Source organism: Chelativorans alearensis (assembly GCF_010993735.1).
Classification (GTDB): domain Bacteria; phylum Pseudomonadota; class Alphaproteobacteria; order Rhizobiales; family Rhizobiaceae; genus Chelativorans; species Chelativorans alearense.
In genome coordinates this window covers 32546-58343 of the sequence record NZ_WQNI01000011.1, presented here as the reverse complement: position 1 = coordinate 58343, position 25798 = coordinate 32546, and the positions used below count along the sequence as shown (strand labels likewise).

General features: G+C 64.4%; 24 protein-coding genes. 22 read left to right on the top strand and 2 right to left on the bottom strand.

Translation table 11 applies throughout. The features are described from left to right. Window positions 1-277 precede the first annotated feature (277 nt). Window positions 278-655: a hypothetical protein gene (locus GPJ75_RS17445; RefSeq protein WP_163269644.1), complete on the bottom strand. Its 378-nt coding sequence runs from the start codon at window positions 653-655 to the stop codon at window positions 278-280. Between the two features lie 160 nt (window positions 656-815). On the opposite strand from GPJ75_RS17445, the gene GPJ75_RS17440 reads away from it, so the two are divergent. After that, window positions 816-1790, top strand: coding sequence for an OmpA family protein (locus GPJ75_RS17440; protein ID WP_163269643.1), 975 nt, complete (start codon window positions 816-818; stop codon window positions 1788-1790). 72 nt (window positions 1791-1862) lie between these two features. Here GPJ75_RS17440 and GPJ75_RS17435 read toward each other — a convergent pair whose 3' ends face one another. Continuing rightward, complete coding sequence (locus GPJ75_RS17435) at window positions 1863-3077, bottom strand: winged helix-turn-helix domain-containing protein (protein ID WP_163269641.1); 1215 nt, start codon at window positions 3075-3077, stop codon at window positions 1863-1865. 392 nt (window positions 3078-3469) lie between these two features. Here GPJ75_RS17435 and GPJ75_RS17430 point away from each other — a divergent pair, with 392 nt between their 5' ends. The 21 genes from GPJ75_RS17430 (at window position 3470) to GPJ75_RS17330 (ending at window position 25689) form a co-directional block, all read left to right on the top strand. Then, the gene (locus tag GPJ75_RS17430) at window positions 3470-3835 is read left to right on the top strand and encodes an NADH-quinone oxidoreductase subunit A (RefSeq protein WP_159586328.1); all 366 of its coding nucleotides are present in this window, start codon (window positions 3470-3472) and stop codon (window positions 3833-3835) included. Further along, window positions 3826-4398, top strand: coding sequence for a NuoB/complex I 20 kDa subunit family protein (locus GPJ75_RS17425; protein WP_163269639.1), 573 nt, complete (start codon window positions 3826-3828; stop codon window positions 4396-4398). Before GPJ75_RS17430 ends, GPJ75_RS17425 begins: the two co-directional genes overlap by 10 nt. Before the next feature lie 9 nt (window positions 4399-4407). Further along, entirely contained in the window at window positions 4408-5010 is a 603-nt protein-coding gene (locus GPJ75_RS17420) for an NADH-quinone oxidoreductase subunit C (RefSeq protein ID WP_163269637.1), read from the top strand. A gap of 24 nt (window positions 5011-5034) precedes the next feature. After that, window positions 5035-6225 carry an NADH-quinone oxidoreductase subunit D gene (locus GPJ75_RS17415; RefSeq protein ID WP_163269635.1) on the top strand — a complete coding sequence of 397 codons (1191 nt, stop codon included), beginning with the start codon at window positions 5035-5037 and terminating at the stop codon, window positions 6223-6225. Beyond that, window positions 6225-7493: an NADH-quinone oxidoreductase subunit E gene (locus GPJ75_RS17410; RefSeq protein ID WP_163269633.1), complete on the top strand. Its 1269-nt coding sequence runs from the start codon at window positions 6225-6227 to the stop codon at window positions 7491-7493. The genes GPJ75_RS17415 and GPJ75_RS17410 overlap by 1 nt, the downstream gene beginning before the upstream one ends. A 10-nt stretch (window positions 7494-7503) precedes the next feature. Next, window positions 7504-8808: an NADH-quinone oxidoreductase subunit NuoF gene (gene nuoF, locus GPJ75_RS17405; protein ID WP_163269631.1), complete on the top strand. Its 1305-nt coding sequence runs from the start codon at window positions 7504-7506 to the stop codon at window positions 8806-8808. 46 nt (window positions 8809-8854) lie between these two features. Continuing rightward, window positions 8855-10936, top strand: coding sequence for an NADH-quinone oxidoreductase subunit NuoG (gene nuoG, locus GPJ75_RS17400; protein WP_163269629.1), 2082 nt, complete (start codon window positions 8855-8857; stop codon window positions 10934-10936). Between the two features lie 10 nt (window positions 10937-10946). Continuing rightward, entirely contained in the window at window positions 10947-11990 is a 1044-nt protein-coding gene (nuoH, locus tag GPJ75_RS17395; protein WP_163269627.1) for an NADH-quinone oxidoreductase subunit NuoH, read from the top strand. 43 nt (window positions 11991-12033) lie between these two features. Beyond that, window positions 12034-12525, top strand: a complete 492-nt coding sequence (gene nuoI, locus GPJ75_RS17390; protein ID WP_163269625.1) for an NADH-quinone oxidoreductase subunit NuoI — start codon at window positions 12034-12036, stop codon at window positions 12523-12525. Between the two features lie 117 nt (window positions 12526-12642). After that, window positions 12643-13263, top strand: a complete 621-nt coding sequence (locus tag GPJ75_RS17385) for an NADH-quinone oxidoreductase subunit J (RefSeq protein ID WP_159586337.1) — start codon at window positions 12643-12645, stop codon at window positions 13261-13263. Between the two features lie 2 nt (window positions 13264-13265). Then, on the top strand, window positions 13266-13574 hold the full coding sequence (gene nuoK, locus GPJ75_RS17380; protein WP_159586338.1) for an NADH-quinone oxidoreductase subunit NuoK: 309 nt from the start codon (window positions 13266-13268) through the stop codon (window positions 13572-13574). A 13-nt stretch (window positions 13575-13587) separates the two neighbouring features. Continuing rightward, window positions 13588-15570 carry an NADH-quinone oxidoreductase subunit L gene (gene nuoL, locus GPJ75_RS17375; protein ID WP_163269623.1) on the top strand — a complete coding sequence of 661 codons (1983 nt, stop codon included), beginning with the start codon at window positions 13588-13590 and terminating at the stop codon, window positions 15568-15570. Continuing rightward, entirely contained in the window at window positions 15571-17079 is a 1509-nt protein-coding gene (locus tag GPJ75_RS17370) for an NADH-quinone oxidoreductase subunit M (RefSeq protein ID WP_163269621.1), read from the top strand. A gap of 15 nt (window positions 17080-17094) precedes the next feature. After that, window positions 17095-18531 (top strand): NADH-quinone oxidoreductase subunit NuoN, encoded by a 1437-nt coding sequence (nuoN, locus tag GPJ75_RS17365; RefSeq protein ID WP_163269619.1) that lies wholly within the window; start codon window positions 17095-17097, stop codon window positions 18529-18531. Between the two features lie 3 nt (window positions 18532-18534). Further along, on the top strand, window positions 18535-19353 hold the full coding sequence (locus tag GPJ75_RS17360; protein ID WP_163269617.1) for a biotin--[acetyl-CoA-carboxylase] ligase: 819 nt from the start codon (window positions 18535-18537) through the stop codon (window positions 19351-19353). 81 nt (window positions 19354-19434) lie between these two features. Next, window positions 19435-21042, top strand: a complete 1608-nt coding sequence (locus GPJ75_RS17355; protein WP_163269862.1) for a ribonuclease J — start codon at window positions 19435-19437, stop codon at window positions 21040-21042. Window positions 21043-21121: 79 nt separating this feature from the next. Further along, the gene (gene mce, locus GPJ75_RS17350; protein ID WP_163269615.1) at window positions 21122-21526 is read left to right on the top strand and encodes a methylmalonyl-CoA epimerase; all 405 of its coding nucleotides are present in this window, start codon (window positions 21122-21124) and stop codon (window positions 21524-21526) included. 118 nt (window positions 21527-21644) lie between these two features. Next, complete coding sequence (locus GPJ75_RS17345; RefSeq protein ID WP_163269613.1) at window positions 21645-21911, top strand: DUF1467 family protein; 267 nt, start codon at window positions 21645-21647, stop codon at window positions 21909-21911. A 454-nt stretch (window positions 21912-22365) separates the two neighbouring features. Beyond that, window positions 22366-23694, top strand: a complete 1329-nt coding sequence (proS, locus tag GPJ75_RS17340; RefSeq protein ID WP_159586464.1) for a proline--tRNA ligase — start codon at window positions 22366-22368, stop codon at window positions 23692-23694. Further along, a complete protein-coding gene (locus GPJ75_RS17335; protein WP_159586345.1) occupies window positions 23691-24986 on the top strand; it encodes a lipoprotein-releasing ABC transporter permease subunit in 1296 nt (431 codons plus the stop codon). The genes proS and GPJ75_RS17335 overlap by 4 nt, the downstream gene beginning before the upstream one ends. 16 nt (window positions 24987-25002) lie before the next feature. After that, window positions 25003-25689, top strand: coding sequence for an ABC transporter ATP-binding protein (locus GPJ75_RS17330; protein ID WP_159586346.1), 687 nt, complete (start codon window positions 25003-25005; stop codon window positions 25687-25689). The last annotated feature ends 109 nt before the right edge of the window (window positions 25690-25798 follow it).

The window sequence follows — 25798 nt, the reverse complement described above, 5'->3', positions numbered from 1 at the left end:
GGCCGCAACAAGGGGCGGACTGTTGGTTTCAACTTCTTGCTTTCTTGCTGCCCATTACGGCAGGAAAAAAGTTGAAACCTTCATTGAAGGACAACGGCACTTGTCCGGCCTGTCACGCCGGAGGTCGCGGGTTCGAGCCCCGTCACTCGCGCCATTTTTCAAACATCGCCATGTATTTTGAGCAATTCCGGGAGAGTGGAAACCGGTTTCCCGTCCGCAACTGCGACAAGGCAACCGGTTGAACCAGCTCGCCGATTCCATGAAACGACGAACCGACCTAGCGGCCGATCGAGGCGCCGAAGTTTAGCTTCGCCGTTTTGGCCGCGGTCAGCCGCACCGCGCGAGGATTCTCCGTCGTCAGGCGGTAGCCCGTGGGCAGCGTGCGCGCGTCGAGCTTCATGATGAAGGCAGAGCCGATGCGCCCTGCCTCTTCGTTTGCGCAGACGACGTGGAAGCGGCCGTGAGCATCCGTCGTGACGAGCCAGCCCCTGACGGTGGCAAGCCGCACGCCCGGCAGTCCTTGCTCCCCCGCATCCTGGTAGCCGTTGCCGTTTCGGTCGTCGAAGACGGTTCCTATGACGTCGCTGCAGCCGAAGGGCTGCGCCGCTGCGCCCGAGGTTGTGAGAAGGAGGATGGGTAGCGCCAATGAGAGCATCGATCGTTACTCCTTACTGACCGACAATCGTGCCCCACAATAGGTCGAAGCGTCTAGCCTAGGCGATATTGGTGATCAATTGGTTTCCACGTTCTGCCGCGCCGGTTGCGGGGCGGTGGGGCACCTTTATAATGGCAGGCTTCACTGGTTGGGGGGTACCATGCTTAAGCTGTTCGTTCTCGTCGCGGCGGGTCTGCTTTTCTCCGTGAGTACCTTACCTGCGTCCGCGCAACAGGCCGATCTTCCCGGCGCGTCCGACCATGCGCTTGTCGGTCGTTATGACGGCTCCGTCATCGATTTCTTTGAGACCAAGGCCTATGAGGAGCTGCGTTTGCCCTTCAAGGCGCTGGAGAGCGGCGAATGGCAGAGGGAGCTTGCCGGAAAGCTCACCTCGATTCGCTACAAGGGGCCCGGCGATCGCTCCATCCTGGAGGTCATGCGCAACTATGAGACGGCCCTGAAGGCGAACGGCTTTGAGATTGTCTTTTTCTGCCGCGGCCGGGACGAGTGTTCGCCCAAGCAGTCCGTCTCGACATTCTGGGATGCCGCGCGTGGCGGCATCGGCATGCCGACGACATGGGATACCACCATCTACCTCCTGGCCGAGCGCAACGACGCGGATGGCCTGGCGACGGTCGGCATGCTCGGCGTCGAGACGCAGGCGCGCGGCGACATTCCCTTGACGCCGCACGTCGCCGTCACGGTGGTGGAAAGCCAGCCGATGGAGACAGACCGGATCACGCTGGTCGAGGCAAGTGCCATGGAAGAGGCGCTCGCCAAGGACGGGAAGATCGCCATCTACGGCATCTACTTCGATTTCGACAAGGCGGACATCAAGCCGGAATCCCAGCCGCAGATCGACCAGTTGGGGGAACTCTTGAAGACGAACCAGGATTTGCAGGCGATCATTGTCGGGCACACCGACGGGCAGGGGGCGTTCGACTACAACCTGTCCCTGTCGCAGCGGCGGGCGCAGGCCGTGGTGGACGCGCTCGTGGCCTCTTACGGGATCGCGCCGGGGCGCCTGATACCGGCCGGCGCCGGCATGCTCTCGCCGGTCGCCTCGAACAGGACCGAGGAAGGCCGCGCCAAGAACCGGCGCGTGGAGATCGTCGAGCGCTACACGGGCGGGTAGTGGTGCGATCCTGACAGATGGTACCCATCTGTCAGGGCAAATCGCCCCACCAGACCACTAGGGGCGTTCGCCCTATGCGGGCTGCTTCTGCGCATCCGCAAGTGCCGGCGCGAGGTCGCCGGCCTGGCATATCTCGACCTCGCCCAGTTCCAGCCACGAGGCCATTTCCTCAAGCGCCTGCCATAGTTCGCGGGCCGTCTCCGGCGGCGCGTTCGGTTCCCCGTGGGCCGCCTGCACCCTCAGCACCCCTTGCTGGCGGTCGGCCTTGAGGTCGACGCGGGCGACGATCTCCTCGCCCAAAAGGAAGGGAAAGACGTAGTAGCCGTAGACCCGCTTTTCCGCCGGCGTGTAGATCTCGATCCGGTAGCGGAAATCGAACAGGCGCTCAGCCCGCGATCGCTCCCAGACGAGGGGATCGAAAGGGGCGAGCAGGGCGCGCGCCCGCACCTTGCGCGGCAGGCGCGCCTCGCGGTGCATATAGGCCTGCCGCGTCCAACCCTTGACGTCGACGGGGATGAGCGTGCCGGCCTCCACGAGGTCTTCGATGCGCGGGTAGGTGTCGGCCGGCGGCAGGCGGAAATAGTCGCGCAGGTCGCTTGCCGTGGCGACGCCCAGCGCGCGGGCGGCGATCTCGATGAGGGCGCGCTGCGCGTCTTCCGGGGCGGGCGTCGGCGTGGCGAGCACCGCCGCAGGCAGAACCCGCTCGGGCAGATCGTAAAGCCGCTCGAAGCTGGGCTTGCGCGAGTGGGTGGTGATGCGGCCGGCCCAGAACAGCCATTCAAGGGCATGCTTGACCTCGCTCCACCCCCACCAGCCGCTGGTGCCCGTGTGCCCATCGATATCTGAGGCGGTGAGCGGCCCGCGCGCGCTCACCTCGGCCAGAACCTGGTCGATGAAATCGCGCCGCTCGCGCCCGAACTGGGCGAGCTGGCCGTAGATGCCCTGGCCCTCTTCCGCCCGCGCCATGCGCCAGCGCAAGAGCGGCTGTGTTTCCACAGGCAGGAGCGAAGCTTCGTGCGCCCAGTATTCGAAGAGGGCGCGCGGCCGGCGCGAGGAGGCCCGTTCGAGAATTCCGGTAGGGTAGGGCCCGAGTCGCGAGAAGAGCGGCATGTAGTGGGCGCGCGTGACGACGTTGACCGAGTCGATCTGAAACAGGCCCGTGCGCCCGAGCACACGCGCCATATGCCGCCGCTCGACCGCTCCGCCCGGCGGTCGGTCGGTGAAGCCCTGTGCGGCAAGGGCAATTCGCCGCACCTGTTTTTGCGTCAGCTTTTCTCTTGCCGCCATGCGCTTTCCGTCCCCCGTGATTTTCGTGCAAAGCTAATGGCTTGCGGCGCCGCAGGCCACCCGTTTTGCCGCGTCACGGCAAACGCTCCTGACAAAAAGTGCTGCATGAGTGCTGCATTTCGGGCGGCAACGGTTCACGTGGCGTCCGAACGCACCTAAATCCGTGTAGGTGGCTGGCATTGCGGGCGGGCAGGCGGCGTGGGGCTTTCGCGGCCAAGAGCATCAGACGCCCCATTTTCGCCAAGGTTTGACTTGCGTACCCCGACCGCCTGCGCTAACCCTCGCCGCGTTGCAACATGGGCTTTGCCGCGCTGCGGGTCGGTCATGCCGGCGGCTGTGCAACACGCCCCAGTACGGAGCCTCGCATCACGCGGGCAACGGAAAGTCGGACAATGAACGGTCTCTTGAGTTCATATCTACCCATCGTCATCTTCCTGGCCGTGGCGCTAGGCATCTGCGCGGCGCTGATCATCGCGCCCTTCCTGATCGCCTACCGCAACCCGGATCCGGAGAAGCTGTCGGCCTACGAGTGCGGCTTCAACGCTTTCGACGATGCGCGCATGAAGTTCGACGTGCGCTTCTATCTGGTCTCCATCCTCTTTATCATCTTCGATCTCGAGGTGGCGTTCCTGTTTCCCTGGGCGGTCTCCTTCGGCGCCATCGGCTGGCTTGGTTTCTGGTCGATGATGGTGTTTCTGGGCGTGCTGACCATCGGCTTCATCTATGAATGGAAGAAGGGAGCGCTGGAATGGGATTGAACGACACGCTCGTCGCGCCGACCCCCCGAGGCATCATCGATCCCAGGACGGGCAATCCGGTTGGAGAGGATGACGCCTTCTTCGGCGACGTCAACCAGGAGCTTGCCGACAAGGGCTTTCTCGTCACCTCGTCGGAGGCGCTAATCACCTGGGCGCGCACCGGCTCGCTCATGTGGATGACCTTCGGGCTTGCCTGCTGCGCGGTGGAGATGATGCACGTCTCCATGCCGCGCTACGACGCGGAGCGATTCGGCATCGCGCCGCGCGCCTCGCCGCGCCAGTCCGATGTCATGATCGTCGCCGGCACCTTGACCAACAAGATGGCGCCGGCGCTCAGGAAGGTCTACGACCAGATGCCGGAACCGCGCTACGTCATCTCCATGGGCTCCTGCGCCAATGGCGGCGGCTACTACCACTACTCCTATTCGGTCGTGCGCGGCTGCGACCGCATCGTGCCGGTCGACATCTACGTGCCGGGCTGCCCGCCGACCGCCGAGGCGCTGCTCTACGGCATTCTTCTGTTGCAGAAGAAAATCCGCCGCACCGGCACCATCGAGCGGTAGGAGGGCACAATGAGCGAAGCCCTGAAGGACCTTGCGGCCTACATCACCGAGAAGCTGGACGCGCAGATCCAGGACGCCATGGTTGCCTATGGCGAACTCACCCTGTTCGTGGAGGCGGGCGACATCATCGATGTCCTGAATTTCCTGAAGACGGACGTCCAGTGCCAGTTCTTCGCCTTCATCGACATCTCCGGCGTCGACTACCCGGCGCGCGAGAAGCGCTTCGAGGTCGTCTATCATCTCTTGTCGCCGCGCCAGAACCAGCGCATCCGCGTGAAGGTGTCGACGGACGAGGACACGCCGGTGCCCTCGGTGGTCGAGGTGTTCCCGGCCGCCGACTGGTACGAGCGTGAGATCTACGACCTTTACGGCGTTCTCTTCACCGATCACCCCGACCTGCGCCGCATCCTCACAGACTACGGCTTCGAGGGGCATCCGCTCAGGAAGGATTTCCCGCTCACCGGCTTTGTCCAGGTGCGCTATGACGGCGACGCCAAGCGCGTGATCTACGAGCCGGTGGACCTGCGCCAGGAGTTCCGCAATTTCGATTTCCTCTCGCCCTGGGAAGGGACGGACTATGTCCTGCCGGGTGATGAGAAGGCGAAACAGTGATCAAGCTGGTTAGGAAGGTGTCGCGTGCCTGAAACCTCGGTCCGCAACTTCAACATTAACTTCGGCCCACAACATCCAGCTGCGCATGGCGTCTTGCGTCTTGTGCTGGAGCTGGACGGCGAGGTGGTCGAGCGGGTCGATCCGCATATCGGGCTCCTGCACCGCGGCACCGAGAAGCTGATCGAGCACAAGACCTATCTTCAGGCGGTGCCCTATTTCGACCGGCTCGACTATGTGGCGCCGATGAACCAGGAGCACGCCTTCGCGCTTGCCGTGGAGCGGCTTTTGGGCATCGACGTACCGATCCGCGGGCAGTTGATCCGCGTGCTCTACTCCGAGATCGGCCGCATCCTGAACCACCTTCTGAACGTCACCACGCAGGCGATGGACGTCGGCGCGCTTACGCCTCCTCTCTGGGGGTTCGAGGAGCGCGAGAAGCTGATGGTGTTCTACGAGCGCGCCTCCGGCTCGCGCATGCACGCGGCCTATTTCCGCCCCGGCGGCGTGCACCAGGACCTGCCGGAAAAGCTGGTGGAAGACATCGGCAAGTGGATCGACCCGTTCCTGAAGACGGTCGCCGACCTCGACGAGCTTTTGACCGACAACCGCATCTTCAAGCAGCGCAATGTCGATATCGGCGTCGTCAGCCTCGAGGATGCGTGGGCGTGGGGCTTTTCCGGCGTCATGGTGCGCGGCTCGGGCGCTGCCTGGGACCTACGCAAGAGCCAGCCCTACGAGTGCTACCCCGAGATGGAGTTCGACATCCCGGTCGGCAAGAATGGCGACAATTACGACCGCTATCTCCTGCGCATGGAAGAGATGCGCCAGTCGGCCCGCATCATGCGGCAATGCGTGGAACGGCTGCTCGGCTCCGAGCGCGTCGGGCCGGTGTCGAACCAGGACGGCAAGGTCGTGCCGCCCAAGCGCGGCGCCATGAAGCGCTCCATGGAAGCCCTTATCCACCACTTCAAGCTCTACACGGAAGGCTATCACGTGCCGGCCGGTGAGGTGTATGCGGCGGTGGAGGCTCCCAAGGGCGAGTTCGGCGTCTATCTGGTCTCCGACGGCACCAACATGCCCTATCGCTGCAAGCTCCGGGCGCCCGGCTTCGCCCACCTCCAGGCCATGGACTTCATGTGCCGCGGCCACCTTCTTGCCGATATCGCCGCCGTGCTCGGCTCCCTCGACATCGTGTTTGGTGAGGTAGACAGATAATGTCAGTGCGCCGTCTCGCAGACGAAGCCGTCCAACCGCAGGGCTTCGCCTTCACCAGGGCGAACGAGGCCTGGGCGAAGCAGACGATCAAGAAGTATCCGAAGGGGCGTGAGCACTCGGCGGTGATCCCGCTTCTGATGCGCGCCCAGGAGCAGGACGGTTGGGTCACGCGGGCGGCGGTCGAACATGTCGCCGGGATGCTCGACATGCCCCTGATCCGCGTCCTGGAGGTGGCGACCTTCTATACCCAGTTCCAGCTGGCGCCGGTCGGTACACGGGCGCATGTGCAGGTGTGCGGCACCACGCCCTGCATGCTGAGGGGCGCGGGCGAGCTGATCGAGACCTGCAAGAAGAAGATCCACCCCGAGCCCTTGCACACGAATGAGGCAGGCACGCTTTCCTGGGAAGAGGTGGAGTGCCAGGGCGCCTGCGTGAACGCGCCCATGATCATGATCTTCAAGGACACCTACGAGGACCTGACGCCGGAGCGGCTGGAGGAGATCATCGACGCCTTCGAGGCGGGCAAGGGCGACACCGTCAAGCCGGGACCGCAGGTCGACCGCTTCACCTCGGCGCCGGCGTCGGGCTTCACCAGCCTCACCGACGAGAGCGCGATCATCAAGTTCCCGCAGCGCGCAAAGCCCGGGGCAAAGCGGCGGGCCGGGGGCGCGGAAACGGCGCATGTGCCGCCGTCGCGCGCCGGCAAGCCGCAGACCGAGGCCTGGGAGACGTCGGCCGCCGTCGAATCCCCGTCGCCCGTGAAGGTGCGGGGCAAAAACGAGAAGGCGACGAGCGTCGAGGCACCGGAGCCCGATGCGGCTCAAGCCAACCATGTGGCCGAGGAGGTGGAACTTACCTCGCGCACCCGCCGCCACAGCGAACAACGGAAGACCGAGGAGCCGGCGCTGCGCTCGCCGGCGCTGAGGAAGGCAAAGGCCGCGGGCGGGACCGAGCCGGGACCCGAATCGCCGCGAAAGCGCGCTGCCGATGAAAAGAACAGGCCGCAGGGCATCCGCCGCCCCGCAAAGCCTGACGACCTGAAGATGATCTCCGGCGTGGGGCCGAAGATCGAGGGCATTCTCAACGATATTGGCATCTATACCTACGAGCAGGTCGCCGCGTGGAAGAAGGCCGAGCGTGCGTGGGTGGACGGCTATCTGCGCTTCAAGGGCCGCATCGAGCGCGAGGACTGGGTGAAGCAGGCCAAGGCGCTGGCCAAGGGCGGCGCCGCCGAATATGAGCGCGTCTTCGGCAAGAAGCCGCGGTGAGGAGAATGTGATGCTTCAAGACAAGGACCGCATCTTCACCAATATCTACGGCCACTTCGACCGCTCGTTGAAGGGCGCCCAGGCGCGCGGCCACTGGGACGGCACCAAGGCTCTCCTGGACAAGGGGCGCGACTGGATCGTCAACGAGATGAAGGCCTCCGGCCTGCGCGGGCGCGGTGGCGCCGGCTTCCCGACCGGGCTCAAATGGTCCTTCATGCCGAAGGAAGAGGGCGACAGGCCGCATTATCTGGTCGTCAACGCCGACGAATCCGAGCCCGGCACCTGCAAGGACCGTGACATCATGCGCCACGACCCGCACACGCTGGTCGAGGGCTGCCTGGTCGCCGGCTTCGCCATGGGCGCGCATACGGCCTATATCTACGTGCGCGGCGAGTTCATCCGCGAGCGCGAGGCCCTGCAGGCGGCGATCGACGAGGCTTACGAGGCGGGCCTCCTCGGCAAGAACAACAAGAATGGCTGGGACTTCGACATCATCGTCCATCACGGCGCCGGCGCCTATATCTGCGGCGAGGAGACGGCACTCCTGGAGAGCCTGGAAGGCAAGAAGGGGCAGCCGCGCCTGAAGCCGCCTTTCCCGGCCAATGTCGGCCTCTACGGCTGCCCGACCACCGTCAACAACGTCGAATCTATCGCCGTGGCGCCGACCATCCTGCGCCGCGGGGCGGCGTGGTTCTCCTCCTTCGGGCGCGACAACAACAAGGGCACGAAGCTCTTCTGCATCTCCGGGCACGTCGAAAACCCGTGCACGGTGGAAGAGGAGATGTCGATCCCCTTCCGCGAGTTGATCGAGCGCCATTGCGGCGGCGTGCGCGGCGGCTGGGACAACCTGCTCGCCGTCATCCCCGGCGGCTCCTCGGTGCCGCTGGTGCCGGCGAACCAGATCATCGACGCGCCGATGGACTTCGATTCGTTGCGCGACCTGAAGTCCGGCCTCGGCACGGCGGCCGTCATCGTCATGGACAAGTCCACCGACATCGTGAAGGCCATCGCCCGGCTCGCCTATTTCTACAAGCACGAGAGCTGCGGCCAGTGCACACCGTGCCGCGAGGGCACGGGCTGGATGTGGCGCGTCATGGAGCGGCTGGTGCGCGGCGAGGCCAAGAAGCACGAGATCGACATGCTGCTCGACGTGACGAAGCAGGTGGAAGGCCACACGATCTGCGCGCTTGGGGATGCCGCCGCCTGGCCGATCCAGGGCCTGATCCGGCATTTCCGCCCGGAGATCGAGCGGCGCATAGACGAATTCACCCGCAACGCCCACCGCGCCGAACCGGTGCTGGTGGCGGCGGAGTAGGAAAAAGATTTTGCTTGAAAGAGCAAACAGTTAGCGGACGGCGATAATGGCGAAGTTGAAAGTCGACGGCACGGAGATCGAGGTTCCCGATCACTACACGCTGCTGCAGGCCGCCGAGGAGGCGGGCGCCGAGATTCCGCGCTTCTGCTTCCACGAGCGACTGTCGGTCGCCGGCAACTGCCGCATGTGCCTGATCGAGGTGAAGGGCGGGCCGCCCAAGCCTGCCGCCTCCTGTGCCATGGGCGTGCGCGACCTGCGCCCCGGCCCCAACGGGGAGGCGCCGGAGATCTTCACCAACACGCCGATGGTGAAGAAGGCACGCGAAGGGGTGATGGAGTTCCTGCTCATCAACCATCCGCTCGACTGCCCGATCTGCGACCAGGGCGGCGAGTGCGACCTGCAGGACCAGGCCATGGCCTTCGGCGTCGATTCTTCGCGCTACCACGAGAACAAGCGCGCGGTGGAAGACAAATATATCGGCCCGCTGGTCAAGACGATCATGACGCGCTGCATCCACTGCACGCGCTGCGTCCGCTTCACCACGGAAGTCGCTGGCATCTCCGAGCTCGGCGCCACGGGCCGCGGCGAGGATATGGAGATCACCACCTATCTGGAACAGGCGATGACCTCGGAGCTGCAGGGCAACGTCATCGATCTCTGCCCGGTGGGCGCGCTGACGTCGAAACCGTATGCCTTCCAGGCGCGGCCCTGGGAGCTGTCGAAGACCCAGTCCATCGACGTGATGGACGCCGTCGGCTCGGCCATCCGCGTCGATGCGCGCGGCCGCGAGGTCATGCGCATCCTGCCGCTCAACAATGACGCGGTGAACGAGGAGTGGATCTCCGACAAGACCCGCTTCGTCTGGGACGGCCTCAGGACGCAGCGCCTGGACCGGCCCTATGTGCGCAAGGGCAAGCGCCTCGAGCCCGCCACCTGGAGCGAAGCCTTCGAGGCCGTTGCTAAGGCGGTCGGCAAGGCCGCGCCGGAGAAGATCGGCGCCATCGCCGGCGATCTGGCGAGCGTCGAGGAGATGTATGCGCTGAAGACGCTCGTGCAGTCGCTGGGCTCGTCCAACCACGACTGCCGCCAGGACGGCGCCGTGCTCGATCCCGCGCTCGGCCGCGCCAGCTACATTTTCAACCCGACTATCGAGGGCATCGAGGCCGCCGATGCGCTTCTGATCGTCGGCGCCAACCCGCGCTTCGAGGCGGCGGTCCTGAACGCCCGTATCCGCAAACGCTGGCGCATGGGCGACTTCTCCGTAGGCGTGATCGGCGAAGGTGGTGACCTGCGTTACGACTATGAGCACCTGGGCGCCGGACCGGAGACGCTGGCCGAACTTGCCGGCGGCAAGGGCAAATTCCTCTCCACGCTCAAAAAGGCCAAGCGTCCGATGATCATCGTCGGCCAGGGCGCGCTCGCCCGCTCGGACGGCCGCGCCGTGCTCGGCCAGGCGGCCAAGCTCGCCGAGGCCGTGGGCGCTCTGAAGGAGGACTGGAACGGCTTTGCCGTGCTGCACACGGCGGCTGCCCGCGTCGGCGGGCTCGATCTCGGCTTCGTGCCGGAGAAGGGCGGCAAGGACGTCGCCGGCATGATGGGCGCCATGGACGTGCTTTTCCTCCTGGGCGCCGACGAGATCGACATGGGAAAAATCGGCGACGCCTTCACCGTTTATATCGGCACCCACGGCGACGCCGGCGCGCACCGCGCCGATGTCATCCTGCCGGGCGCCACCTACACGGAGAAGTCGGCCACCTACGTGAACACGGAAGGCCGCGTGCAAATGACCAACCGCGCCGGCTTCGCGCCAGGCGATGCGAAGGAGGATTGGGCCATCCTGCGGGCGCTGTCAGACGTGCTCGGCCACAAGCTGCCCTTCGATTCGCTGGCCGCGCTGCGCGCCAGGCTCTATGGGGAGCATCCGCATATGGCAGCGATCGACGGTATCGAGGCCGGCAGCCCGGCCGAGGTCGCCGCCCTTGCAAAGCTGGGTGGCCGGCTTACGAAGGCACCGTTCACCTCGCCGGTGAAGGATTTTTACCTCACCAACCCCATCGCGCGCGCTTCGGCCGTCATGGCCGAGTGCTCCGCGCTTGCGCGCGGCGAACTGAAACAGGCGGCCGAGTAGAGACGAGACCATGGAAACCTTCTTCACACTCTATGTGCTTCCGGGTCTCTTGATCCTCCTGCAGTCGGTCGTGCTGATCGTCGCGCTGTTGATCTTCGTGGCATACATTCTCTACGCGGACCGCAAGATATGGGCCGCAGTGCAGCTTCGCCGCGGCCCGAACGTGGTTGGCCCCTGGGGTCTCTTCCAGGCCTTCGCGGATCTGTTCAAATTCGTCTTCAAGGAGCCGGTCATCCCGTCCGGAGCCAACAAGGGCGTCTTCCTCCTGGCGCCGGTGGTGGCCGCCGTGTTGGCGATTGCCGCATGGGCGGTGATCCCGATCAACGAGGGCTGGGCGATCGCCGACATCAATGTCGGTATCCTCTTCGTCTTCGCCATCGCCTCGCTGGAGGTCTACGGCGTCATCATGGGCGGCTGGGCCTCGAACTCGAAATATCCGTTCCTGGGCGCCCTGCGCTCGGCCGCGCAGATGGTCTCCTACGAGGTCTCCATCGGCTTCGTCATCGTCACCGTGCTTTTGGCCGTCGGCTCGCTCAACCTCACAGACATCGTGCTGTCGCAGCGTGATGGGATCGGCACCATGGTGGGCCTGCCGAACACCTTCCTCGACTGGCACTGGCTGGCGCTGTTCCCGATGTTCATCGTCTTCTTCATCTCGGCACTGGCCGAGACGAACCGTCCGCCTTTCGACCTTGTAGAGGCTGAATCCGAGCTCGTCGCCGGCCACATGATCGAGTACTCCTCGACGCCGTTCCTGCTGTTCTTCCTTGGCGAATATGTCGCCATCGTCCTGATGTGCGCGCTCACCACCATCCTCTTCCTCGGCGGATGGCTGCCGCCCTTCGACTTCGCACCTTTCACCTGGGTGCCGGGCGTCTTCTGGTTCGTGCTCAAGGTGGCGATGGTCTTCTTCATGTTCGCCCTCGTAAAATCCTTCGTGCCGCGTTACCGCTACGACCAGCTCATGCGGCTCGGCTGGAAGGTGTTCCTGCCGATCTCGCTCTTCATGGTGGCGGCGACGGCGGCGTTCCTCAAATTCACGGGCCTGGCATGAGACGCTTCATGACGGTCCAGTCCACCCTTGCCGGAGAATGACGATGTCACTTCTCGCTCAAGCCGCAAAAAGCCTCCTGCTGAAGGAGTTCATCGGCGCGGTCATCCTGTCGATGCGCCAGTTCTTCGCGCCGAAATACACGGTCAACTATCCGCACGAGAAGGGGCCGATAAGCCCGCGCTTCCGCGGCGAGCATGCGTTGCGCCGTTACCCCAACGGCGAGGAGCGCTGCATCGCCTGCAAGCTGTGCGAGGCCATCTGCCCGGCGCAGGCGATCACCATCGAAGCGGGCCCGCGCCGCAACGACGGCACGCGCCGCACCGTGCGCTACGACATCGACATGGTGAAGTGCATCTACTGCGGCTTCTGCCAGGAGGCGTGCCCGGTCGACGCCATCGTCGAGGGGCCGAATTTCGAATTCGCGACGGAGACGCGCGAGGAACTCTACTACGACAAGGAGAAGCTCCTGGCCAACGGCGACCGGTGGGAGCGCGAGCTGGCGCGCAACATCGCGTTGGACGCGCCGTACCGGTGAGGCTTCGAAGAGTGGACGAGGGCAGGGCGCTCGTCTAAGAGCAAACGGCCCGCCGGCTCCCGGCGGGCGAAAACGGGCCGGAGCAGCCGTTCCGGCCATGAGATATCGAGGGAATCGATGCTGACAGGACTCGGGGCGATATTCTTCTATCTGTTCGCCTTCATCGCGGTCGCGGCGGCCTTCATGGTCATTTCCGCGCGCAACCCCGTTCATTCGGTTCTCTATCTGATCGTCACCTTCTTCAATGCGGCGGCGCTCTTCCTGCTGACGGGCGCCGAGTTCCTGGCGATGATCATGCTCATCGTCTATGTCGGCGCGGTTGCCGTGCTCTTCCTGTTCGTCGTCATGATGCTCGACGTCGATTTCGCGGAATTGAAGCAGGGCGCCCTGCAATACGCGCCCATCGGCGCCACGGTGGGCATCATCCTCGCCGTCGAACTGGTGGTGGTGCTGGGCGGCTACGTCTTCACGCCGGAGATCGCTGCCGAGATCGCCAAGCCGGCCCCGGCAATCGCCGAGCGGCAGAACACGGCGGCCTTGGGCGACATTCTCTACACGGACTACATCTTCTTCTTCCAGATCGCCGGCCTGGTGCTTCTGGTCGCCATGATCGGCGCCATCGTCTTGACGCTGCGCCACAAGGAGAATGTGAAGCGCCAGAGCATTCCCGCCCAGGTCGCGCGGGATCCGGCGACGGCCATCGAAATCCGCAACGTGGAAACCGGCGAGGGGATCTGACGATGGAAGTCGGCATCGCGCACTATCTGACGGTTTCGGCCATCCTGTTCACGCTCGGCGTGTTCGGCATCTTCCTGAACCGCAAGAACGTCATCATCATCCTGATGTCCGTCGAGCTCATCCTGCTTGCCGTCAACCTCAACTTCATCGCCTTCTCGGCGGTGCTGGGGGATCTGGTCGGCCAGGTCTTCGCGCTTTTCGTTCTCACAGTCGCCGCGGCCGAGGCCGCGATCGGCCTTGCCATCCTGGTGGTCTTCTTCCGTAACCGCGGCTCGATCGCGGTGGAAGATATCAACATGATGAAGGGCTGAAGAGGGGACCTTCATGTATCAAGCGATCGTTTTCCTTCCGCTTGCGGGCTTCCTGATTGCTGGGCTCTTCGGCCGCTCGATCGGCGCCAAAGGGGCGGAATACATCACCTCCGGCCTGTTGGTGATTTCCGCGCTCCTTTCCTGGGTCGCCTTCTTCACCTTTGCCCTGGGCGATGGCGAGGCCTTCACCGTTCCGGTGCTGCGCTTCATTTCCTCGGGCGCGCTCGACGTCGACTGGGCGCTGAGGATCGATACGCTGACGGTGGTGATGCTGGTCGTCGTCAACACGGTCTCCTCGCTGGTGCACATCTATTCCATCGGCTACATGCACCACGACCCGCACCGGCCGCGCTTCTTCGCCTATCTGTCGCTTTTCACCTTCGCCATGCTGGCGCTGGTGACGGCGGACAACCTGGTGCAGATGTTCTTCGGCTGGGAGGGCGTCGGTCTCGCCTCCTATCTCCTGATCGGCTTCTGGTACAAGAAGCCCTCGGCCAACGCCGCGGCAATCAAGGCCTTCATCGTCAACCGCGTCGGCGATTTCGGCTTCGCGCTCGGCATCTTCGGCGTCTTCGTGCTGTTCGGCTCGATCAATCTCGATACCATCTTCGCCAACGCCGCCACCTTCCTGCCCGCCGAGGGCGAGGCCGGCGAGCCGGTGCTCAATTTCCTCGGTTACGCGCTCACCAACCAGGCCGCGCTGACCGTCGTCTGCCTGCTTCTGTTCCTTGGCGCCATGGGCAAGTCCGCGCAGGTGCCGCTGCATACCTGGCTGCCCGATGCCATGGAGGGCCCGACGCCCGTCTCCGCCCTCATCCATGCCGCAACCATGGTGACAGCCGGCGTCTTCATGGTGGCGAGGCTCTCGCCGCTTTTCGAATTGTCCTCGACAGCGCTTACGGTGGTGACGGCGGTTGGCGCCTTCACCGCCTTCTTCGCAGCCACCGTCGGCCTGGTGCAGAACGACATAAAGCGCGTCATCGCCTATTCCACCTGCTCGCAGCTCGGCTACATGTTCGTGGCGCTCGGCACCGGCTTCTACGGCGCCGCCATCTTCCACCTGTTCACCCACGCCTTCTTCAAGGCGCTTCTGTTCCTGGGCGCCGGCTCCGTCATTCACGCCGTTTCCGACGAGCAGGACATGCGCAAGATGGGTGGGCTGCGCAGGCTGATCCCGCGGACCTATTGGATGATGATCATCGGCACGCTGGCGCTCACGGGCGTCGGCATCCCCGGCACCCTCATCGGTACCGCCGGCTTCTTCTCCAAGGACGCCATCATCGAGGGCTCCTTCGTTGCGCACAACGCAGTGGCGCCCATCGCTTTCGGGCTGCTGGTCGTCGCGGCGATCTTCACCAGCTTCTATTCCTGGCGTCTCATCTTCATGACCTTCCACGGCAAGCCGCGCGCTTCCGCCGACGTCATGCACCACGTGCATGAATCGCCCCTGGTCATGCTGGTGCCGCTGTTCCTGCTGGCGGCAGGTGCGGTCTTCGCCGGCATCCTCTTCGAGGGCTTCTTCGTCGGCCACGAATACGACCACTTCTGGAAGGGTGCGCTCTTCACACTGCCCGGGAACGAGATCCTGGAGGAGTTCCACCACGTGCCGCTGTGGGTGAAGCTGTCGCCGTTCGCCGCCATGCTGCTCGGCCTCCTCGTCGCCTGGCAGTTCTACATCCGCTCGCCGGGAAGCCCGAAGGAGCTCGCCAAGCGGCAGCGTGTGCTCTACGCCTTCCTGCTCAACAAGTGGTACTTCGACGAGGTCTACGACTTCCTCTTTGTCAACCCCGCGAAGCGCCTCGGTACCTTCCTGTGGAAGAGGGGCGACGGCTGGCTCATCGACGGCTTCGGCCCCGACGGCATCTCCGCCCGTGTCATCGACGTCACCAACCGCGTGGTCAAGATGCAGACCGGGTACCTCTACCACTACGCCTTCGCGATGCTGATCGGCATCGCCGCCCTCGTGACCTGGATGATGCTCGGGAGTTCCTTCTAAATGACCGACTGGCCTATTCTTTCCACGGTCACCTTCCTGCCGCTCGTCGGCGCCTTCCTCATCCTGATGATCCGGGATGACGGGGCCGGCGCGCGCCGCAACATCCGCAACGTTGCGCTGCTGACGACCGTTTTCACCTTCATCCTGTCGCTGTTCGTGTGGATCGGCTTCGATCCCTCGGTGCCGGGCTTCCAGATGGTGGAGAAGCGGGAGTGGCTGGATGCCGGCATCTCCTACCACATGGGCGTCGACGGCATCTCGGTGCTCTTCGTCATCCTGACGACCTTCCTGATGCCGTTCTGCATCCTGGCGAGCTGGGAGTCGATCGACACCCGCGTCAAGGAATACATGATCGCGTTTCTGATCCTGGAAACGCTGATGATCGGCGTTTTCTGCGCCCTCGACATCGTCTTGTTCTACGTCTTCTTCGAGGGTGGCCTCATCCCGATGTTCATCATCATCGGCGTGTGGGGCGGCAAGCGGCGCGTCTATGCGAGCTTCAAGTTCTTCCTCTACACGCTTCTGGGCTCGGTGCTCATGCTGCTCGCCATCATGGCCATGTTCTGGCAGTCGGGCACGAGCGACATCCCGACGCTGCTCACCCACGTCTTCCCGGCCAATATGCAGTATTGGCTATGGGTCGCCTTCTTCGCTTCCTTCGCGGTGAAGATGCCCATGTGGCCGGTGCACACGTGGCTGCCGGACGCCCATGTGGAAGCGCCGACGGCGGGCTCGGTCATCCTGGCCGGCATTCTCTTGAAGATGGGAGGCTACGGCTTCCTGCGCTTCTCGGTGCCCATGTTCCCCGTCGCCTCCATGGACCTTGCGCCCTTCATCTTCGCGCTCTCCATCGTCGCTATCATCTACACCTCGCTGGTGGCGATGATGCAGGACGACATGAAGAAGCTGATCGCCTATTCCTCCGTTGCCCATATGGGCTTCGTCACCATGGGCATCTTCGCGCTCAATCAGCAGGGCGTGCAGGGTGCCATCTTTCAGATGATCAGCCATGGCCTGGTCTCCGGGGCACTGTTCCTGTGCGTCGGCGTCATCTACGACCGCATGCACACGCGCGAGATCGCCGCCTATGGCGGGCTCGTCAACAACATGCCGAAATACGCGGTCGCCTTCATGGTCTTCACCATGGCCAATGTGGGGCTGCCGGGCACCAGCGGCTTCGTCGGCGAGTTCCTGACGCTTCTTGCCGCCTTCCAGGTCAACACCTGGGTCGCCTTCTTCGCCACCACCGGCGTCGTCCTGTCGGCAGCCTACGCGCTTTGGCTCTATCGCCGCGTCATCTTCGGCGCGCTGACCAAGGAGAGTCTGAAGGGCCTTGCAGACCTGTCGCTGCGCGAAAAGACGATCCTTTATCCTCTCGTTGCCCTCGTCATCTTCTTCGGCGTCTATCCGGCGCCGCTGCTCGATGCCACGGCGACATCGGTGGAAGCGCTGCTCAACCAGGTGAGCGTGTCCTTCGACATGGCCCAGTCCGGCGCTGCATCCAATTGAACGGGAACACCTCGCATGACGTTTGATCTGACCTCGAGCCTGATCCTTTCCGTTCCCGAACTGGCGCTGGCGGTGGGCGCCATGGCGCTCCTGATGGTCGGCGTCTTCTCCGGCGAGCGGGCGAACACCACCGTCACCGGCCTTTCCGTTGCGCTGCTGCTGGCGGCGATCGCCTGGATCATCGTCTTCCCGGCCTATGGCGATGCCTTCGAGGGCGCTTTCGTCAACGACCCGTTCGCCCGCTTCATGAAGCTCCTGACGCTGGTGGGAGCGGCGGTGACGCTCATCATGTCCGTGGGCTTCGCCAAAGCCGAGAAGTTCGACAAGTTCGAGTACCCGGTCCTCATCATGCTCTCCACGCTTGGCATGATGCTGATGATCTCGGCCAACGACATGCTCTCGCTCTATCTCGGGCTGGAACTGCAGTCGCTGGCGCTCTACGTCGTCGCCGCCATCAACCGTGACAGTGTGCGCGCAACGGAGGCGGGGCTGAAATATTTCGTCCTCGGCGCGCTTTCCTCCGGCATGCTGCTCTACGGCATCACGCTGATCTACGGCTTCACGGGCAACACCGGCTTCGAGGCCATCGCCGCGGCCCTTTCGGGTGGCGAGCGCCAGCTCGGCCTGGTCTTCGGCCTCGTCTTCGTGCTGGCGGGCCTTGCCTTCAAGATCTCGGCGGTGCCCTTCCATATGTGGACGCCAGACGTCTATGAAGGCGCGCCGACGCCGGTCACTGCCTTCTTCGCCGCCGCCCCCAAGATGGCGGCCATGGCGCTTCTCGTGCGCGTGGTGATGGGCGCCTTCGAGCCGATCGCCTTCGACTGGCAGCAGATCATCGTCTTCATCTCCATCGCCTCGATGCTGCTCGGCGCCTTTGCTGCCATCGGCCAGCGCAACATCAAGCGGCTGATGGCCTATTCCTCGATCGGCCATATGGGCTACGCGCTGGTGGGCCTTTCGGCAAACTCGCCGGAGGGCGTGCGCGGCGTCGTCATCTACATGCTGATCTATCTGGCGATGACGCTCGGCACCTTCGCCTTCATCCTGGCCATGCGGCGCAACGAGACCAATGTCGAGCAGATCGACGACCTGGCGGGCCTTTCGGCCACCAACCCGATGATGGCCACCATCATGACCATCCTCATGTTCTCGCTGGCCGGCATCCCGCCGCTCGCCGGTTTCTGGGCCAAGTGGTACGTGTTCCTGGCCGCCATCAATGCCGAGCTCTACTGGCTCGCCGTCATCGGCGTGCTGGCTTCGGTGGTGGGCGCCTACTATTACCTGCGCATCATCAAGGTGATGTGGTTCGACGAGCCCGTCGGCGCCTTCCAGCCGATGGCCGGCGAACTGCGCTTCGTGCTCGGGCTCTCCGGCGCCTTCGTGCTGTTCTACGTGTTTTTCGGCGGCCCCGTCGGGCGTCTGGCGGAAGCCGCGGCGATGACCTTCTTCTGATCGATGTTCGCGCTCGCGCCTTCGGCCCTCGCCGCCGGCTACCGGCTGGAAGCGCACGAGAGTGTCGGTTCCACCAATGCGCTGGCGCTCGAGCGGGCGCGCGAGGGCGAGCAGAACAAGCTCTGGGTCGTCGCAACGCAGCAGACAGGCGGCCGCGGCAGGCGAGGGCGCCCCTGGGCGACGCCGCCGGGAAACCTCGCCGCCACCCTCATGATCACCGAAGCGCGGGACGCGGCAACCGCCGCCACCCTCGGCTTCGTTGCCGGGCTGGCGCTGGGCGATGCGCTTGCCGCCGTGGTGCCCACCGCGAAGGTGAACCTCGGTGTGGACGGTGGACACGCCGGCCGCGACCGTTTCGAGCTGAAATGGCCGAACGACGTTCTGGCGGACGGAGCGAAGCTGGCGGGGATTCTCCTGGAGTCCTCGATGATCGAAGGCGACCGCCTGGCGCTGGCGATCGGCATCGGCGTCAACGTGGTCTCACACCCCGAGGACGTTCCCTATCCCGCGACATCGCTTTTGAGGCTCGGTGCCAAGACGGATGCGGGAGAATTATTCCTGGCGCTTTCCGATGCCTGGGTCGACAATATGCGCCTGTGGAACGGCGGGCGTGGCCTGGCGGCTATCCGCGAGCGGTGGCTGAAACGCGCCGCGGGCCTCGGCGGCGCGGTCTCCGTGCGCGTCGACGGGCGGGTCGTGCGGGGTATCTTCGAAACAATCGACGAAGCATGCCGGTTCGTTATCCGCGAGGACGACGGTTCGCGCCTGCGGATCGCCGCCGGCGATGTCCATTTCGGCGCGGTGGCGTCAGCGCGCGCGTAACGAAAGAACAAGGAAGCAGACGTGGCATCGGAAAAAGCAGAACTGGTGTTTTGCCCGCTCGGCGGGGTTGGCGAGATCGGCATGAACTTTGCGCTCTACGGCTATGGCCCGCGCCAGAAGCGCACGTGGATCATCGTCGATTGCGGCGTCACCTTTCCGGGGCCGGATCTGCCGGGCGTCGACCTCGTTCTACCCGATATCCGCTTCATCGAAGGCGAGGTGGAGAACCTTGCCGGTATCGTCATCACCCATGCCCACGAGGACCACTACGGCGCCCTTCTCGATCTCTGGCCGCGTCTCAAGGTCGATGTGTATATGACGCCGTTCACCGCCGGCCTGCTAGAGGCCAAGCGCGCCGGTGAGCAGAACGCGCCGGACATCCCCGTGACGATCTTCAAGGCCGGCGAGACCTTTACCGTCGGCCCCTTCACCATCGAGGCGGTCGAGGTCACCCATTCCATTCCCGAGCCCGTGTCGCTCGCCATCACCAGTCCCGCGGGCACCGTCATTCACACCGGCGACTGGAAGATCGACCCCGCGCCGGCGCTCGGGCCCAAGACGGACGAAGCCCGTTTCCGCGCGCTCGGAAAGGCCGGCGTCCTGGCGCTCATCTGCGATTCCACCAACGCCATGCGCGAAGGTGAATCCCCGTCCGAGGAGGCGGTGGGCGTGGGGATCAAGGAGGTGATCGAGAAGGCGAGCGGCCGCGTCGCCGTCACCAGCTTCTCCTCCAATGTCGGGCGCATCCGCTCCGTCGCCGAGGCCGCGCGCGACACCGGACGGCAGGTGCTCGTGCTCGGCCGCTCGCTGCAGCGCGTCATCGAGGTGGCGGACGAGCTCGGCTATCTCGAAGGCCTGCCGCCGTTCCTTTCGGAAGAGGATTTCGGCTATATCCCGCGCGAGAACGCCGTCATCCTGTGCACGGGAAGCCAGGGTGAGCCGCGCGCCGCCCTTGCCAAGCTGGCGCGTGACGAGATGCGCAACGTGGCGCTGTCGCCGGGCGACACGGTGGTCTTTTCCTCGCGCACCATTCCGGGCAACGAGAAGGCGATCCTCGCCATCAAGAACCTGTTCATCGAGCAAGGAGTGAAGGTGATCGAGGACAAGGATGCGCTCGTCCACGTCTCCGGGCATCCGCGCCGCAGCGAGCTCAAGCAGATGTACGATTGGGTGAAGCCGCGGATCCTCGTGCCGGTCCACGGCGAGGCGGCGCATCTCGTTGCCCACGGCGCGCTGGGTGCCATGTCTGGCATCCCCGAGGTTGCGCAGGTGAGGAACGGCGACATGCTGCGGCTGGCGCCAGGAGCCGCGGAGATCGTCGACCAGGTGCCTTTCGGCCGCATCTTCAAGGAAGGCAAGATTATCGGCACCGATGAGGAGGTGGGCGTCCGCGAAAGGCGCAAGCTCTCCTTCGCCGGCCATGTCGCCGTCAACGTCGTTCTCGACGATCGCTACGATCTCGCGGGCGATCCCGATCTGGTCGCCCTTGGCGTGGCGGAAGTGGATGCGCGCGGCGAGCCGCTGGAGGAGATCATGCTGGAGGCCGCCGTCGGCGCCGTCTCCAGCATCCCGCGCCAGCGCCGCAAGGACCTCGACCTGGTGGCCGAATCGGTGCGCCGTGCCGTCCGCGCCGCCGCCAACGACGCTTGGGGCAAGAAGCCGATCGTGACGGTCTTCGTGACCCAGTAGAGCAATTCCAGGAAAAGTGGAAACCGGTTTTCCGTTTGGAATTGCGACAAACAAAGGGTCCGATCTAGAGGAGGAACGGGTGCTCGGCAGGCTCAACCACGTGGCGATCGCAGTGCCGGACCTGGCCGCCGCCGCGGCGGTCTACCGGAATACGCTGGGCGCGCGGGTCTCGGCGCCGCAACCCTTGCCCGAGCATGGCGTGACGGTGATCTTCATCGATCTCGGCAACACCAAGGTGGAGCTTTTGGAGCCGCTCGGCGAGGATTCCCCCATCGCCGGCTTCCTTTCAAGGAACCCGGCCGGCGGCATGCACCACATCTGCTACGAGGTGGACGACATCCTCGCCGCCCGCGACCGCCTGTTGGCGGAGGGCGCGCGTGTCCTGGGCGACGGAGAGCCAAAGATCGGCGCTCACGGCAAGCCGGTGCTGTTCCTCCACCCGAAGGATTTTTGCGGCACGCTGGTCGAACTCGAAGAGGTGTGACGGCACGCCGCGCCGCAGGCATTTTAAAATCGCCGCCCGAACGGCTATTTTCGGTCTGCTGGCAGGCCGGGCTGGAAGCGCCCGGCATCCGCGCCGTGCCCGCAACGGAGACACCCGAATGACCTGGATATCGCTCGCCGCCGTTTTCTTCATCGTCTGGTGGGTGATGCTGTTCCTCTCACTGCCGGTCGGCCTGCGCACCCAGGACGACGAGAACAATGTCGTTCTCGGCACGACCTCGAGTGCCCCGCGCGGCCCCCATATGCTGCGGGCGGTCGTCCGCGCGACCCTTTTGACGGCAGCCGTCGTCGCAGTCTTCTACGTCGTCACGCGCGTGCTGGGCTATTCCTTCGACGATATCCCGCGCATCGTGCCGGACTTCTAAGGAGCATCGGACTTCTGGGGAGGCCAGGATTTCTGGGGAGGCCAGGACTTCTGGGGAGGAAAGCGGGCGTATGCCCCAAAAAAAATGCAAGGCACCAGGCCTTGCAACTAAACGCGTCCGATCCGTTTCCGTTTCGTTAAACGGCGGCTGCGATTGCCCGCGCCAGGACCGTATCCTCCCAAGACTTTTGACCGCGTAATGAGATGCGGATTAAGCTTCCGCTCTCTTATTTTGTGATGGGTACATTAGACTAAGTTTCGACGCAATGTCACGAAAAATTTTGCGTTACCACAGCCCAGTTACCATTTTAGCCTTCTCGTTCGCCGGCTGGTCACGCAGAGGGCGGGGGAGGTGGGGTAAGCGCCGGGTTTTCAACCCGTCATGAAATAGCTAAGAAGCCTGACGATATCTCTGGCGGGGATGATTCCGCCCCCTCATGCTCACGGACCGGTTCATGCGACTGTCGCGCTACTTCCTGCCCATCCTGAAGGAGAATCCCCGCGAGGCGGAAATCGTCTCGCACCGGCTGATGCTGCGCGCCGGCATGATCCGCCAGCAGGCCGCCGGCAGCTTCTCCTGGCTGCCCTTGGGCAAGCGCGTCCTCGACAAGGTGTGCCGGGTCGTCCGCGAGGAGCAGGACCGTGCCGGCGCGCACGAAATCCTGATGCCCACCATCCAGTCGGCGGACCTTTGGATGGAGAGCGGCCGCTACGACGACTACGGCAAGGAGATGCTGCGCATCACCGACCGGCACGAGCGCAAGATGCTCTACGGCCCCACCAACGAAGAGATGGTGACGGACATCTTCCGCGCCTACGTGAAGTCCTACAAGGACCTGCCGCTGAACCTCTACCACATCCAGTGGAAGTTCCGAGACGAGGTGCGCCCGCGCTTCGGCGTCATGCGCTCGCGCGAGTTCCTGATGAAGGACGCCTACACCTTCGACCTGGATTTTGAAGGCGCCAAGGCGGCTTACAACCGCATGTTCGTCGCCTACCTGAGAACGTTCGCGCGCCTCGGGCTGCAGGCCATTCCCATGCGCGCGGAGACGGGCCCCATCGGCGGCGACTTGAGCCACGAATTCATCATCCTCGCCACAACGGGTGAGAGCGAGGTGTTCTGCCACAAGGACTTCCTCGGCCTTTCCGTGCCGGGGGAGAATGTGGATTTCGCCGACGACGCCGAGATCGCCGGCATCGTCTCCGAATGGACCGCGCCCTATGCGGCGACGGACGACATGCACGACGAGGCGGCCTGGGCCGACGTGCCGGAGGACAAGCGGCTTTCCGCGCGCGGCATCGAGGTGGGCCATATCTTCCACTTCGGCACCAAATATTCCAAACCCATGAAGGCCAGCGTTACGGGGCCGGACGGGCAGGAGCATTTCGTCTCCATGGGCTCCTACGGCATCGGGCCGAGCCGGCTCGCGGCCGCCATCATCGAGGCGAGCCACGACGACAACGGCATCATCTGGCCGGAAAGTGTCGCGCCCTTCGACATGGCGCTCGTCAACATGAAGGTGGGCGATACGGCGTGCGACCGCGTTTGCGAGGAACTCTATGCCGGGCTGACGGCGGCTGGCCGGGATGTGCTCTACGACGACACCGACCAGCGCGCCGGCGCCAAATTCGCCACCGCCGATCTGATCGGCCTGCCCTGGCAGATCGTCGTCGGCCCGCGCGGCGTGGCTGGCGGCGAGGTGGAAGTGAAAAACCGCGCCACCGGTGAACGCGAGGCGATGCCGGTTGCATCGGTGGCTGACAGGTTCGGCGCCAGCGCATGAGCGCGACCGCGGAAGCCAGCGTCAACGCCAACGCAGAGGCCGGGCCCTTCTCGCGGTTCGAACGTCTCGTCGCCTGGCGCTATCTGCGTTCGCGGCGCAAGGAGGCGGTGGTTTCCGTCATCGCCTCCATCTCCTTCATCGGCATCATGCTGGGCGTGGCCACCCTGATTGTCGTCATGGCGGTGATGAACGGTTTCCGCGCCGAGCTGCTCACCCGCATCCTCGGCGTCAACGGCCACCTGATCGTGCAGCCGGTCGATTTGCCGCTCGACGATTACGAAGCCGTTGCCGGGCGCATTGCTGAAGTGCCGGGCGTCAAGCTCGCCGTCCCGTTGGTGGAGGGGCAGGTGTTGGCGAGCGGGCGCAGCGGCCAGGGCACCGGCGCCCTCATCCGCGGCGTGCGCGCCGAGGACCTCACCGAGATGGACCTCGTGTCAGAGCACATCCGCCACGGCTCGCTGATCGATTTCGCCGCCGGGGAGGGGGTGGCGGTCGGCTCGCGCCTCGCCCAGACGCTGGGCATTGCGCTTGGCGATCCCATTACGCTGGTCTCGCCGGAAGGCGACGTCACGCCCTTCGGCACGACGCCGCGCGTCAAGTCCTATCCGGTGACGGCGATCTTCGAGATCGGCATGTCGGAATACGATGCCTCCCTCGTTTATATGCCCATCGAGGAAGCACAGCTCTACCTGAATGTGGAGGGCCTGGCGCGGATCATCGAAGTCTTCGTCGACGACCCCGACAACGTGGACGCGCTGCGGCCGCTGGTCGAGGAAGCGGCCCAGCGCCCGGTCTCCATCAGCGATTGGCGCCAGCGCAACCAAACCTTCTTCTCCGCGCTCGAGGTGGAGCGCAACGTCATGTTCATGATCCTGACGATGATCGTGCTGGTGGCGGCCTTGAACATCATTTCCGGCATGATCATGCTGGTGAAGGACAAGGGGCACGACATCGCCATCCTGCGCACCATGGGGGCGACCAGCGGTGCCATCATGCGCATCTTCCTGATGGCGGGGGCGGCGATCGGTGTCGCCGGCACGATCGCCGGCTTCATCCTCGGCACGTTGCTTTGCCTCAACGTGGAATCGATCCGCCTGTTCTTCTCCTGGCTGTCCGGCACGACGATTTTCGATCCGGAAGTCTATTTCCTCAGCCAACTGCCGGCCGACATGGAGACGGGCGAGACGTTTTCCGTGGTGCTGATGGCGCTATTGCTGTCCTTCCTCGCCACGCTCTTTCCCGCCTGGCGCGCCTCGCGCCTCGATCCCGTCGAAGCCCTGAGATACGAATAGTTTGAGATAGGAATAGATGGCCGACAGCGTGCTGGAACTCAAAGCAGTCGAACACCGATATGTGCAGGGGCCGAAGGAACTGACCATCCTCAGCGGCGCCGATTTCACGCTGACGCCCGGCGAGATGGTGGCGCTGGTGGCGCCGTCCGGCACCGGAAAATCGACGCTCCTGCATATCGCCGGCCTTTTGGAGCATCCCGACGGCGGCGACGTCGTCGTCAACGGCCAGTCCTGCGCCGGCCTTTCGGACGACAGGCGCACGGCGATCCGCCGCAGCGAGATCGGCTTCGTCTACCAGTTCCACCACCTCCTGCCGGAATTTTCCGCTCGGGAAAACGTGATGATGCCGCAGCTCATCGCCGGCCTCCAACCGGCCGAAGCGATGGAACGGGCGGACCAGCTTCTCGCCTATATGAAGATCGGCGATCGCGCCACCCACCGGCCGGCCGAGCTTTCCGGCGGTGAGCAGCAGCGCGTGGCCATCGCCCGCGCCGTCGCCAACGCGCCGCTCGTTCTTCTGGCCGACGAACCGACGGGGAACCTCGATCCGACGACGGCGGGCTACGTGTTCGAGGCGCTGGAGGCGCTGGTGCGCCAGTCCGGCCTCGCCGCCCTGATCGCCACGCACAACGAAGGCCTCGCCGCCCGCATGGACCGCCGCGTGACGCTTTCGGAAGGCAAGGTGGTGGACATGCCAGCATAGAGCAATTCCAGGAAAAGTGGAAACCGGTTTTCCGTTCGGAATTGCGTAAAATCAAAAGGTTAGATCATTTCATCGTTTCTGTGAAACGGTGAAATGATCTAGGCGCCGG